This window comes from Streptomyces sp. NPDC054783 (assembly GCF_053611725.1).
In genome coordinates, this window is the sequence record NZ_JBSHAY010000050.1 from 19,652 (window position 1) to 32,899 (window position 13,248).

Here is a 13,248-nt window from a genome sequence, read left to right on the forward strand (position 1 = left end):
GTGGCGAGGTCGGTGAGAGCCTGGGCGCGCCGCTCCGGGTCTGTTATGGAACGTGCCAGGGCTTCAGCATCGTCGGCCAGACGGCCGGCCAGCGGAGTCTGTCCCGCCTGCGATGAGGCAGTGGCGAGGTCGGTGAGAGCCTGGGCGCGCCGCTCCGGGTCTGTTATGGAACGTGCCAGGGCTTCAGCATCGTCGGCCAGACGGCCGGCCAGCGGCGTCTGTCCCGCCTGCACCGCTGTGGCCGCCAGGTCGAAGAGAGCCTGGGCACGCCGTTCGACATCGGTGATCGAACGAATCAGCCCCTCGGCCCGGCCGAGCTCCCCGGTATGTGCCGCGATCGTGGTGGCGCAGGTGACCAGTGCCCGGTCCTGTCGGCCGGGATCCGAGATGGCAAGGGCCATTGCCTCAGCTCTGCTGTGATCGCCTGCGCGAGCTGTTGCGATCGCCAGATCACTGAACGCACGGACACGCCGGTCGGGGTCGGGGATTCTCTGTACCAGGTCGCGAGAGGCGTCAATGAAATGACCGGCACGCTCGCGGTCCCCCTGCTGTCCCGCCACAACAACCAGATCGGTGAGCAATTCGACCTGCGACTCGGAGCTGGGCATGCACGTGACCAAGGCTTCGGCGGAGTGGAAGTCGCCGGCTTGACCGGCCAGGGTGGCCAGTTCGACCAGTGCCTGAGTCCGCCAGTGGGACTGGCTGATGGAGCGTGCGAGGGTCTCGGCCCTGCGGTGATCGCCTGCCTGCGCAGCGGCTCCGGCCAGGTCGGACAGCACCTGGTCCCGTTCCTCGGGGTCGGAGATCTCGTCTGCGACGGACTCGGCGCCTTCCACCAGCACAGCGCATCGATCCCGCTCCCCTGCCTGGGCCGCCACACCGGCGAGCGCCGTCAGTCCCTGCGCCTTCCAGAAAGCACCGGAGACGCCCCTCACCAGCGTCTCCGCACGGTCGTAGTCCCCTGCCTCGGCGATCACGGTCGACAACTCGACGAGCGCCTGCACCCTACGCTCGACCACCGCGATGGTGCGGGCCAGGGCTTCCGCCCGGTCGTGGTTCCCGACTTCGGCCATGATGGTGACCAGCTCCGCCAGAGCCTGCGCCTGGCGCTCAGGATCAGCGATCGTTCGCACCAGGGCCTCTGCCCGATCATGGTCACCGGCTCTCGCGATGATGGTCGCCAGTTCGGCAAGTGCCTCCGCCTGGTGGTCCACGACCGCGATGGTCCGCGCCACGGCTTCGGCCCGGTCGTGGTTCCCGACTTCGGCCATGACGGTGACCAGCTCCACCAGAGCCTGCGCCTGGCGCTCAGGATCAGCGATCGTTCGCACCAGCGCCTCTGCCCGAAAGCACTCTCCCAGCGCGGCCCACACCAGGGGTAGATTTCCGGGCAGATACCAGTTGCGCTCGTAAAGATGCTCTCGATGGACAGAAAGCCGGGCCATTGATTCGAGATCCGGCACAGCCTGGTCAAGTATCAGATTCTGTGCTGCACGAATTTCAGACAGGCCGGCTGCATCGCCGCCCGTGACGGCAAACAACCGTGCGTGCCTCCTGCTGTCAGTGACACATGCCACCAAGCGCTGGACGTCGAGTGCCTGCTCCAGCATTCGCGCGTAACCACCCAGCAGATAACGTGGCGTACCGAGAGGCCAGCCGCTGTCTCGATAACCGTCTACCCATGCGTTTATCTTGTCGCGATATTCATTCAGCAGTACGGCGCCGATTCGATCCTCGGCAGTGAGTTGCAGCGTCTCGTGTGCAAAAATATACGCCCGCGCACTACCTTGGTCATTGAATCTTCCCAGCCCGGTCCTGACACTGCGCCCGAAGGCACTGTCAAGAACCTGATCCACTACAAAGGGAGGCTGCCCGGTCAACTCGTTCAAGTCACGAGCCGTGAGACCACCACCGGATGCGGTGATGAACCCTACGATGTCCCGTTCGATCTGAGCGCTGGTGAGCAGGCGATCGAGTTCCCAGACCGCCTGGTCCTTGATGTCTCTGGCATACGGTGAGTCCGACAACATGTGTACCCGACAACCACGCAACGGGTGATCGGCTGCCACATCGGTGGGAATGGGCGGGTGACTCCGGCTTGCCACCACCACTTTCATCCCGAAGAGGAGCTGCTTCGGCAGAAGGGACGCAATGCTGGGCCGATCACTGCCACGCCGCGCAGCTGTGTCCTCATCAAGTCCGTCCACGACAAGGACCAGCCGCCGCCCCGCGGCCCGTGACTTGTCCGCCGCGTCACGCAGGAGACGACGCCGCAGGCCGTCCCGGGCCGCCGGTGTCAGTACCGGAGGGACCGGCTGGCCGGTGATTGCCGACAGTTGGTCGATCAGAACGTCGGTGAACGCGTCACTGTCCGCCTGTCCACTGAGGCGCCCAGTGACGAAGAATGACACTGCATCGATTCCGGCCGGCAGATGCGTGGCAAACCACGCCATCAGCGCGGTTTTACCGGCCCACGGCCCTCCTTGCCACCAGAAATACCCGTCATCACTCGCACAGAATCGAACCAGCTTGTCCAGTTCTTCGTTCCGATCCAGCAGATCACCCAGCGGTGCCATGTCCCTGACTTGCTCCAGGTAGGCGGACACGAGTGCTTGACTCGGAGCGCCCGGAGTGACATCCGCCAGCATTCCATCGGACTGCATACCGAGGAGGAACCGCAGTTCGTTCCGCGTCCCGGCTGGGACAGTGTCCAGAGTTTTGTCGACGCGGGTGACGGTCAAGCGGCCCAGGCCATCACTGCCGTCGTGGGCCGAGACCAGCCCCACGATCCGACCAGCCACCCAGACAGCGGCCCCCGACATCCCCTCCCACGGGGACGAGAAACGAGCCCCGGTTTCGCGCTCCGGTGGGCTGACCGTTACTTCTAGTGTTCCCTCACGGCGGTTCGACAGAACCGCGCTCCAACCTATTGCATGGTGGAGGTCCCGGTAACGGGTGGCGACATCAGCCGCAGTCGGCGGATCCTGCTCTTCTCGCAATTTGAACCTCGGAAACCCGGCAGCATGAATTTCCACCACCGCTGCGGAATCCGTGAGGCACCCGTAGGGTGCGGGGCCGATCTCCGGGGCGTCCGCTGGAAGCTCGGCCAGACGCAGAATCGCCATGTCGCCGGCGCTCGTCCAGTCGACAGCGACCGCCATCCACTCGTCCGGGGAGTCGGCATCGAATCTCACGAAAGCCGACTGTGCTCCCTGCACGACATGACGGGCCGTGAGAACACATTTATTGGTCACCCGATATCCGGAGCCCCGCCGCGCCGGGGCTGAATCGCATGATTCCACGATGATCTCCGCCACTCGGTGTGCATCAATACCGTCGAGAATACGACCCGAGTAGATGTGATCCATGCGCCCTCTAACGCTCGCCAGGAACAGTAGCCCCAGTGACCATGACGCGCTGCTGCCCCGACGCAGTGATTTGCCGGGGCTCAAGTGTCAAGTGAATACGCTGGGTAGAGATCGCCGCGACTTTTCCGTCCATGTTGGCGTCCACAACCCAGAAGCGCACCTTCGCTCCAGTACTTGCTGCCTTCTCTATCGCGACGGTGAGCTCCAGCTCCACCGGTCCGAGTTCGAAGCGAAGATCCTGTCCGTCCCCTGCGGAGACGGCTTCTTTGAGTTCTTGACGCAACTGCTTGATAACATCGGAAAGCTCAACACTCTGACCGCTCACTGAGTTTTCCCTAACTAGGCCGCGGTTCGGATTTCGAATTTTACATCGAATGGGCGGCGCCTCCTGCACCGAGAGACGACCGCCCTTGACGTTCGGCCTTCCTTTGCCGAGGTGCGACGCTCAGACCTGTTGCCCACCTTGACGCGCTTGATACTCGGCCACTGCTCCGAGTACGACATCCACCGAGATTCGAACAGCGTCTTCGCCGGGAAGAACGTTGGCCAGATTGGCATGCGTACTTGCGTCGACCTTCGGCCCCTGGACCACGAACTCGCCACTTTCGGCCAGATATACGGATGGACACCCTCCGCCGCCAGAAGCTGTGTCCTTGTAGAGCATGATCAATTCCATGGCGCCTCCATTTGGGCGTGGAAACATGCGTTGCAGGCGAGGGTACGGGCGCGCTATCACGAGCGTCAAGCCCCAAATTGGGTCATCCATAATGCGTCAGAAACAGCAGTGAATGGAGAGACGCAAGTTCAATGGAGTGGCATTTTCTCCTGGATTCTGACGTATGTTCGGGCCGACTGCCTCCGGACAGGGACGTCCGCACCAAGGCCCTGGCACCGCAACCCTACAGAATAGCGTCCAGGGATCAGCAGCAGGGCTAGATCCGCAACATGCGTCTCTTGATGCCCTAAGACTGTATGGCAACTTGACAAGGTGCATGGGCATGGGTTTCCTTGATGCACCGTCAGGTGGCGACAGCCGTGCCTGCCTATCCGAATGTGGATCGAAGAGGAGACGGGTAAGAATGCAGTCAGGTGAGGTCCCTCTGCTGAGCGGCTCGGCGTTCGATGAACTTTTCACATCGTTCACCGAGTCGGCCTTCCGGCTGGAAACCCGGGAGTCCTACTATGAACAGGAGGAACTGGCGGCATTCCTCGAAGGCGGACCTGACGCAGTGCCTGAGGATTTCCTGGCGGACTGGTATGCGCTGATGAGGTCGCACGCCGAGGCCGGCCGATCGGTGCGGCGCGTGCGAGTGGTCAGCGAGCCACATTCGGATTACACGCGGTTCGGGTTGTGGCTGTCCGGGCGCAACGTTGCAGCCGGCGAGGACATTCGCTATCTGCCCCGCACGGAGGCGGAGTCGCTCAATCTGCCCAATGTGGATTACTGGATCTTCGATTCGAGCCGTTTGTACGTGGTCCACTTCAGAGACGATGACACGCTGCTCGGGGCGGAGCCCGTCACCGATCCGGCTGCGATCAAGCAAGCCATTACATGGCAAGAGATCTCATGGCCCCGGGCCGTCCCCCGCGACGTGTACGCCACAAGGCACGACACGCCGAGTGGGAGCCTGCCTGTAGGTGACCAAGCCCACGATGGATGATACGTAAGTGTCAGACGTCGCTCATGCCCGCGAGGTTCTCGGGGACACCCTTCGACAGTTGCGTCGCGACTCGGGACTGACGGGCCGGCAGTTGGCTGCCAAATGTGGGTGGCTGCCTTCCAAAGTCGCCAACATTGAATCCGGAAGGCAAACGCCCACCTCGCGTGACATCAACGTGTGGACGACTGCTGCGGGGGTGCCGAACGCGGCACCAGCGCTCAAAAAGAGACTCAACGCCATTGAGGCCTTCTACCGGGACTGGCACCGTCAGACGTCATCCGGAGTCAGCTTCACTCAAAGTCGTTGGGTGGAACGTGAGGCGCGATCGACGAGTTTGAGAGTCTTCGAGCCTCATTTCGTCCCCGGTTTGCTCCAAACACCCGACTATGCGCGAGGCCGACTGTCCGATCATGCTCGGCTTCACGATGCCCCTGACGATGTCGAACAGGCCGTCGCAACGCGTCTTCAGCGGCAAGAGCTGCTACGCGAGGAAAACAAGCGTTTCCACTTCGTCATCACGGAGCTCGCGCTGCTTTCGGGTGCCTATGCGACCGAAAACGTGATGGCAGCTCAAATCGAACACCTTCTATCCTTCTTTTCACGAACGAATATTGCCCTTGGCGTCCTCCCGATCCGCACCAGCTGGGGCGTGAACGTCGATCATGGTTTCTGGATTTTCGACGATGCCTACGTCCTTGCCGAGACCGTTACGGCGGAAATTCGCCTCACTCAACCCGAAGAATTGTCTACATACCGTCGAGTATTCCAAAGCCTAGCGGGTCGAGCTCAGTACGACGAGGCGGCTCAGGACATTCTTGACTCCGCCCTGGCCAACCTGAACGATCACAACTGAATCGCGCCGGGTAAGGTCACGGCAGCTGTTGAGGTGTGATGTCCTTGCCCTGAGCGGCTGACTGCCCGATATATCCCGTGTCGGCGCGGGTCGTCGCCTCACGCTGCGGAAGCGTCGGGTTCCACGGGCCCGAGGTGGTGCGTCGTAGCTGTACATCTGCAATCCACGGATGATCTCACCCGTCAGGTGAGGACCACCGCTTTCGTAGTTGCACTTCGCTATCGCCGCTGGTCAAAGGCTGGTTTCTGAGCATACTCAGCTGACGTGTGGATTGTGGCGAGGATGGTTCGCACCGGAACCGGACACGTCGCAGCTTCGGAAGCGGCGCTTCGATCGGCCGAGGGCACGCGGTGTCAGTAGCCATCGACAAACGTGACCGTCTCGTCGAGCGGCGCGCGGCCCGTACGGGGCTGGCTCACTGTGGCGTCCTCGAACCCGATCGACATGCCGCAGAAGCGGATGAGGTCGTCCGGGGGTGACAGGACCTCCGCGACGGTCTTGCGATACACCGACCGCGCCATCTGCGGGCAAGTGTGCAGTCCTTCGGCCCGGAGCAGGAGCATGACGGTCTGCAGATACATGGCGACGTCGGACCACTGGGGCCGGCCCATGTCACGGTCGATGTAACAGAACAAGGCAGCCGGCGCGCCGAAGCAGTCCCAGTTCGCAGAAGCGTGTGGGGCTCGTTTATTCATCGTTGCTGGTCAAGAGCTTCCGGCCCCAGCCCGCCGGTCTGGGATCATCCCGAGATGATCGCCTCGCTGCTCTACAACATGACCCGTCGACTGCTCTCGGTCCCGACCGTGCTGCTCCGTCGCGAGACTTCGAAGGACGCAGAGTTGTTGGTGCTGCGGCACGAAAACGCGATGCTGCGCCGCCAACTCCTCAGCCCCGTGCGCTACCAGCCTGCGGACCGGCTGTGGCTGGCGGCTCTGTCCTCACTCATACCCCGGCGGCGGTGGGCACAGGCCTTCCCCGTCACGCCGGGGACACTCCTGGCCTGACACCGCAAGCTCGTCGCCAAAAAATGGGACTACAACAGGCGGCGCACCACCTCAGGTCGGCCGCCGACCCGGGCCGGGGTGAAGAAGTTGGTGATGCCTCTGGCCAGGGAGAACAGCCGCTGGGGGCATCGCAGGATCCAAGGCCAACTCGCCCGGCTCGGACACCCGATCGCCGCCTCCACGGTATGGGAGATCCTCCACGCCGCGGGTATCGATCCGGCCCCACGCCGCCACGGGCCGACCTGGCGCGAGTTCCTCACCTCTCAAGCCGAGGCCATCATCGCCTGCGACTTCCTGCACCTCGACACCATCGGGCTCGAGCGCCTGTATGCGCCGGTGTTCCTCGAACACAGCAACCGCCGCCTCCACATCGCCGCCGTCACCTCCCACCCGACCGCCGCCTGGGCCGCACAGCAGGCCCCAGGAACGTGGCCTGCGACCTCGACCTCCGCCTTGAGTCGCTGCGGTTCCTCATCCGAGACCGCGACTCCAAATACACCGAGAGCTTCGACGCCGTCGTCCAGGCCGAGGACCTCGAAATCCTAAAGACGCCACCACGGGCACCAAGGGCGAACGCCCACTGCGAAAGGGTCATCGGGACCCTCCGCCGAGAGGTCCTCGACAGCGTCCTGATCCTCAACGAGGCCCATGCCCACCGCGTTCTCACCGAGTACCAGCGGCACTACAACCAGCATCGCCCGCACCGGGCCCGTAACCAGCTACCGCCGGACGCCCACGAGCAACCCGCCAGCGTGCACAGCCTCGAAGGCCGCAGACTCCTGCGCACTCGAGTCCTCGGCGGCGTCATCAACGAGTACCGATACACGTCCTGAACTGCAGCGATGACTTTTCGAGCCCCACAGGGCTGCTGGGCCGCACCCTCACATGGGATCAGCGCCATCTGCTCCAAGCCCTTCGCGAGTTCGAGTTGTACCACAACCAGCACCGGTTGCACCGAGCCCTGAATCAAGCGGCTTCGATTCACCTGCTGCCCGAACCGATCACCGATCCAGGAAAGATCAGACGTCTGGAGATCCGCCGACCGGATCGGCTCGGCGAGACCCTCCACGAATACCAACATGCAGCCCGAACAGGCCGGGTGAATGAGCGGCACCCACAGTGACGCCCCAGGTGTTTCCCGGGCTGGAACGCGACCGCCGATGAGTCAACTCGAGGGATCCGCGTGAGCGGCTCCTGCCGTCACAGAGATTACACAAAGACCCTTCCTACGCTCCCCGAGCCATCGAGGGGGCGGGCGTAGGGACGCCCGTCCCCATCAAGGAATTGGGAAGGCGCGGGCGCCTCGAAACTCCGCGCACTCCTGGTTCCAGGTTCTCCCCGAAAGGACGAGTGACGGTGTCACAAGGACGGATGTTCACGCGACGAGGCTTCTTGGCGGTCGTAGGTGGCGCGGCTGCCGTCGCTGCCACTGGCTGCGGCACATCCGGGGCACGGCACTCCGTATCTGGTGCAGCTCCGGCCGCCTCTGGCCAGACGAGCTCCAACAGCGTGCGTGACGTGGCCTATTGCATGGTACTGAGGGAAGGGCAGTGGATCGGTCCACGCAACCAGGATGGCAGCCTCGACCGAACCATCGTCGACGAAATCCTTGAGAAAAGGAGCGGGAGCGCCCAACCCTTATTCCTCCGCGTGACCGAAGCCGGTTCCGCGATCGGCAAGGATGTCCCGCACGCAAGTAGCAACGAGTACCGCGTCATGCGTGAACTCATTGCCGTCGGCGTCAAGCTGGGTGTGGCAGTCAACGTTCTCCACGGAGCGCATCCGTCGCACGGCTGCGTCGTCGGGACCGACGATCGACACAAGCGCGACGGCTGCCTGCGCACGGTCGACGACATCTTGGCACAGGCAAAGAAGATCAAGGAAAATGGAGGGGATTTCTACGACTGGATCTTCTTGGATTTTGCGTGGGCCCGTACCCCAGCCGGCAGTTACGGACTCAATGACCTTCAGCGGGTAGTGGACGGGCTCCTTGACCTGGGGTGGGCTCGCATCATGATCAACGCCACCGGGTTCGGAACAAAACGATTCGCCGACATTCCGAAGCGCACATGGGGTATCGCCAGACATTTCGAACTCCTTGCGGACAGTAAATGGCAAGAGAACGTCGGCAAAGCGGTCAAGGGCCATGGCGATGCGCTGCTCCCCGCAGACCTGCAGTTCGTCGACTTCGTCAGGAGTCAACGTCCGGAGAGCTGCGCGGTGCTGAAGCTCGAGATCCACAATGAAGTTGATGAATTCCTGCAGCTCAGCTCCACGGACCAGAACAGACTGCTGCAACTCTGGGCGGCCGGCGGGGCGAGTCGCGGATACAGGATGATCTACCCGCTGTTCGTCGGCGTCGACCATCCTGCCAACGTTCAGAAGGGTCAATACGATAGCCGGGTGGCGGGAACATTCTGGCCACAGCGAGAACTCATGTACCGCTACTCTTGAATCGGGAACATCGCACAGCTTGTCCATGCAGCCCAAGCGGGGCAGCAAGGTCCGCTCTACGAAGCCCTCTGGATCGCGATCAGGTAGCGGGTGCCGATAGAGCATCCGCCGAGGTCCAGGTCTTGATGGGCCCTCTCTGGTGCGGCTCCCGGCCGCCCCAGCTCCAAGCGGGAGGAGCTCAAGCGGCTGCGGAAGGTGGCCGCGGAGCAGGCCAAGACGATCGAGGTGCCGCGAAAGGCCGGGGTCTTCTTCCGGCGCTGCCTGTGCACACACAAGGTCTTCGGCTACCTCACCCCGGCCGAGACGCGACAGCGCCACCGACACGCCCTTGCGGCATGAAGATCACGTGAAGAGGGTGCCCAGGCGGGCGCAGCGCTCGGTGAGGAGCCCAGCGATGGCCAGGGCGCGCCGGGCGGTCCAGCGGTCGGCCGGCCCGGAGACGGCGACCGAGGCTGCCACGTGCCCCGATGTGGTCAAGATGGGCACGGCAATGCCCAGAAGACCCGGATGGTTGGCCCCCTGCGAGAGGGCGTAGCCGTCGGCACGCACGGCCACGAGCGACCGCTCGACCTCGTGGGGGCACGCCGCATCGCCTGCGCGCTGAACGATCGCGGTGATCTCTTCGGCAGGCAGGAACGCGAGAATGGCCTGGCCGCTGGCGCCGCGATGCAAGGGGGTGGCCGACCCGACTCGGGCGGCCCGGCGCAGTTCGTAGTCGCTTTCGGCGCCGAGAACGAGAACGGCCTCATCGCCCGCACGCAGGTGCAGGGTGGCTGTCTCGCCGGACAGGTCGGCCAGGGCCCGCAATATCGGACGGGCTCCGGCGAACACGTCGGCCCGCGGCATCACTTCGGCGGCCAGTCCCATCAGCCGGGATCCGATCCGGTAGCCACCCGAGTCAACCCTGGTCACGTACGACTCTTCCTGCAGGACACGCAGCAGCCGGTATGCAGTGGACTTGCTCAGCTCAGCCGTGTCGGCCAGGTCCTGCAGGGCGACCGGTGAGCCTGCGGCGGCCACCGCTTCCATCAGACGCAGTGCGCGTCTGGCCGTGTCTCCGCCTTCGGTCCGCTTCGCTGTCATGCCGCCCTGTCATGGTGTTCTAGAAGCCGAGTCATCAGATTCAGTATTTAAAACTAATGGCCCTTGCGCGGCACGGGCAAGAGCCCGTCACGCGCCGATCTCCTTGCGCCAGAGTCCTTGACGCCGATCTATGCGCCTGTCACCCTCTGCCTCCCCGCATGAAGCCCAAGTTACAAATAGTGGAACTGGATGGCGCAATGGCCGACATTCGCGGCGTAACGCGCGCCGTGCGTAACACGCCGGACGCATCCCAACTACAGGAGGCGGTCGCGTCCCGTCTCGACGCGCTCCCGGTGGGCCGCTGGCACCGCGGCGTACTCCTTGCCGTCGGACTCGGCTCGTTCTTCAACTTCTTCGAGGTCGCCCTCAGCAGCCTGCTGGTGCCGCTGCTGCCTGACGGGTGGGCAGCAGGCACGACCGACAAGTCCTTGCTGATCGGTGCGACCTTCGCGGGCGAACTCCTTGGAGCCCTGCTTCTATCCGGGCTCGCCGACCGCTTCGGGCGGCGACGCATGTTCCAGATCAACCTCGTCGCGTACGCGGCGCTGTCCGTCGGTGCCGCTTTTGCCCCCGACACGGCCACGCTCGTTGCCCTGCGCGTCCTGCTGGGAATCGGTCTGGGTGCCGAACTCGCGTTGGTGGACACGTACTTGACGGAGCTCATGCCGACGGCGCTGCGCGGGCGGATGATGGCCACCGCCTACGGCCTGGGCATGCTCGCCGTGCCAGTGGCGGGCCTGTTGGCCGCCAGGTTGCCGCGCAGCCTGGGCGGGATGGCGAGTTGGCGTTGGCTCATGATCTTCGCCGCGTGCGGTGCCGTCGTCGTGTGGCTAGTGCGCCGCCGCCTGCCGGAATCCCCGCGCTGGCTGGCCACCCACCGGCCCGGTGAAGCACTCGCTGCCGTGGCCCGGATCGAAGCGAGCGCCGGACAGCCAGCGTCGGCCGCAGGCGTCGCGTACCCCGGCCGTGCGACGGCCCCCCGCCCGGTGGCCGCACCCGCGAGGCGGGAGAGGAACGTCGAAAAATCTCGATTGTGGGGGCCAGAGCTGCGACGGCGCACGTTGCTGGTGTGCGCGATGGAGACGCTCGGCCCGATCGGCTTCTACGGCTTTTCGTCCATCGCCCCCATCGTGCTGCTGCACAAGGGCTTCACCGTGGTCGAGTCCCTGACGTACTCGGCGCTCACCGCGCTCGGCTACCCGCTGGGCTGCCTCCTGCTGATGCAGGTGGCCGAACGGATTCAACGCAGGACCCTCGTGATTGTCTCCTCACTGCTGGTCGCCGTGGCTGGCACGGTCTTCGGCCTGGGCAGCAGCGTGTGGGTCATCGTGCCCTCCGGCCTGTTGACCACACTGACCAGCGTCATCAACGCCACCGTCTCGCGCGCCTACGCAGCCGAGCTGTTCCCCACCGTCGTCCGCAACACGGCCCTGGGTCGCACCTACGCGCTTTCCCGGCTGGTGGCGGCCGTCCTGCCGTTCTGCACCCTGTCGATCCTCGACGCCCTGGGCGCAGGCCCCCTGTACCTGATATGCGCCGGACTGGTCACCGGGATGAGCCTGGCGGTCGCCGTTCTTGGTCCCAAGACCAACGCCGTCCGGCTTGAGGGTATTTGACCCTACCCCACGCCCCCAGCTACAGGAGCCCTGGCCCGGCACACCCACCGGATCAGAAAGGCAATCCCATGAAAGGCATCCTGCCTACCTCCCGCATCCCTGTCGGCCACGCCGACCGCGCCTACGTCACCGGCGAGGCGCCCTTCTTCGCCGGCCGCGCGGAACCGCAGCGGTTCGGCATCTCCCTCGACCCCGCCGCCATGCCGCGGTCGCCATCCAATTGGCCATCGGGGAAGAGGACTCGGGCGGCGAGGCACCGGCGAGCGTGGAGCAGGACAGCGCGGGAGCCCGACCGCCAGCGGCACATCCGTGCCCTCCAAAACGCCCTGCGGGCGCTCGGAACCCGGCGCCGGTTGGACATCGTGCCTGGAGCCGGGCACGAGCCGCTACCAATACTTCCTGTCCCCGCCCGTTTCCTTCGGGCCGCATCACTCGGCGGAACCGAGCAGCCGATGAAAGTCGGAGCGGCCGCCCGTGCGGTGGTTGGCCAGCAACTGCAGCGCGAGAGGGGTCTCACCGTTCTCCAAGGCGGTGACGATGCCCTCGTGCTCGGCGAGGATCGCCTCGGCACGCGCGAAGTCGCCGCCGGCCGCGGCGCGGCGGTAGGACAGGGCGCGGTGCGGTTCCAGCGCCTCCCACAGGTGCTGGATGAAGCGCAGCAGCCAGTCGTTGTCGCATCGGTCGAGCAGAGCGAAGTGGAAACGCCGGTTGCCGGCGATCACGCCCTGCACATCGACCGCTTCGACGGCGGCGCGCTGACCGTCCAGTGCAGCGCGCATCACGGCGATGTCCTCGGGCCGCATCCGGGCCGCCGCGTTCGCCTCGGCCTCGCCCTCCAGGAGCTCCCTTATCCGGAAAATGCCGTCCACGCTGTGCGGGGTGAGCTCGGTGACGGTGTAGCCGCGCTGCGGGACGTAGGTGACGATCCCTTCCCCGGCCAGTGTCTTGAGGGCCTCACGGACGGGGATGACGCTCAGCCCCAGCTCCTCGGCGGCCGCGCCCTGGCGGATCTGGGCGCCGGGGGCCAGGTCACCGCGGACGATCGCGTCCCGCAGTTCCGCCAGGGCCACGGCCTCGGCGGTGCGAGGGAGAGAGGTTCGCTTCAGTGCCATGCCGCCATGTTACCGAGGCACTCGATAATATAGATGTTATAAATTATATTATGCGGCTCTCGCTGGAGACCTGGACCGCTACTTCCGCCCGCTTCGG

General features: G+C 64.6%; 9 protein-coding genes and 2 pseudogenes. 5 read left to right on the top strand and 6 right to left on the bottom strand.

The genetic code is table 11. The features are described 5' to 3' along the window. The 3 genes from ACWGJ5_RS42920 to ACWGJ5_RS42930 all read right to left on the bottom strand — a co-directional run. Positions 1 to 3,368, bottom strand: a 3,368-nt coding sequence (locus tag ACWGJ5_RS42920; RefSeq protein ID WP_453315038.1) for a trypsin-like peptidase domain-containing protein, incomplete at its 3' end; no start/stop codon positions are given. Positions 3,369 to 3,375: 7 nt separating this feature from the next. After that, positions 3,376 to 3,693 (bottom strand): trypco2 family protein, encoded by a 318-nt coding sequence (locus ACWGJ5_RS42925; protein WP_453315039.1) that lies wholly within the window; start codon positions 3,691 to 3,693, stop codon positions 3,376 to 3,378. A 120-nt stretch (positions 3,694 to 3,813) separates the two neighbouring features. Then, positions 3,814 to 4,044 (bottom strand): hypothetical protein, encoded by a 231-nt coding sequence (locus tag ACWGJ5_RS42930; protein ID WP_453315040.1) that lies wholly within the window; start codon positions 4,042 to 4,044, stop codon positions 3,814 to 3,816. 403 nt (positions 4,045 to 4,447) lie between these two features. On the opposite strand from ACWGJ5_RS42930, the gene ACWGJ5_RS42935 reads away from it, so the two are divergent. Together ACWGJ5_RS42935 and ACWGJ5_RS42940 are read left to right on the top strand one after the other, a co-directional pair. Continuing rightward, on the top strand, positions 4,448 to 5,029 hold the full coding sequence (locus tag ACWGJ5_RS42935; protein ID WP_453315041.1) for a DUF6879 family protein: 582 nt from the start codon (positions 4,448 to 4,450) through the stop codon (positions 5,027 to 5,029). Positions 5,030 to 5,036: 7 nt separating this feature from the next. Next, positions 5,037 to 5,882 carry a helix-turn-helix domain-containing protein gene (locus ACWGJ5_RS42940; protein WP_453315042.1) on the top strand — a complete coding sequence of 282 codons (846 nt, stop codon included), beginning with the start codon at positions 5,037 to 5,039 and terminating at the stop codon, positions 5,880 to 5,882. Between the two features lie 353 nt (positions 5,883 to 6,235). Here the strand turns inward: ACWGJ5_RS42940 and ACWGJ5_RS42945 are convergent. Further along, positions 6,236 to 6,556: pseudogene (locus ACWGJ5_RS42945) on the bottom strand (nitroreductase family protein); the annotation flags it as partial. A 75-nt stretch (positions 6,557 to 6,631) separates the two neighbouring features. Here ACWGJ5_RS42945 and ACWGJ5_RS42950 point away from each other — a divergent pair. Then, a pseudogene (locus tag ACWGJ5_RS42950) lies at positions 6,632 to 7,719 on the top strand (integrase core domain-containing protein). Positions 7,720 to 8,395: 676 nt separating this feature from the next. After that, the gene (locus ACWGJ5_RS42955; protein WP_453315043.1) at positions 8,396 to 9,340 is read left to right on the top strand and encodes a hypothetical protein; all 945 of its coding nucleotides are present in this window, start codon (positions 8,396 to 8,398) and stop codon (positions 9,338 to 9,340) included. Positions 9,341 to 9,682: 342 nt separating this feature from the next. Here the strand turns inward: ACWGJ5_RS42955 and ACWGJ5_RS42960 are convergent, their stop codons facing one another. Continuing rightward, positions 9,683 to 10,423, bottom strand: coding sequence for an IclR family transcriptional regulator (locus ACWGJ5_RS42960; RefSeq protein ID WP_453315044.1), 741 nt, complete (start codon positions 10,421 to 10,423; stop codon positions 9,683 to 9,685). Positions 10,424 to 10,581: 158 nt separating this feature from the next. Between ACWGJ5_RS42960 and ACWGJ5_RS42965 the strand changes: the two genes are divergently transcribed. Beyond that, entirely contained in the window at positions 10,582 to 12,039 is a 1,458-nt protein-coding gene (locus ACWGJ5_RS42965) for an MFS transporter (RefSeq protein WP_453315045.1), read from the top strand. A gap of 428 nt (positions 12,040 to 12,467) precedes the next feature. On the opposite strand, the gene ACWGJ5_RS42970 is transcribed toward ACWGJ5_RS42965, so the two are convergent. Next, positions 12,468 to 13,151: a GntR family transcriptional regulator gene (locus ACWGJ5_RS42970; protein ID WP_453315046.1), complete on the bottom strand. Its 684-nt coding sequence runs from the start codon at positions 13,149 to 13,151 to the stop codon at positions 12,468 to 12,470. Between the last annotated feature and the right edge of the window lie 97 nt (positions 13,152 to 13,248).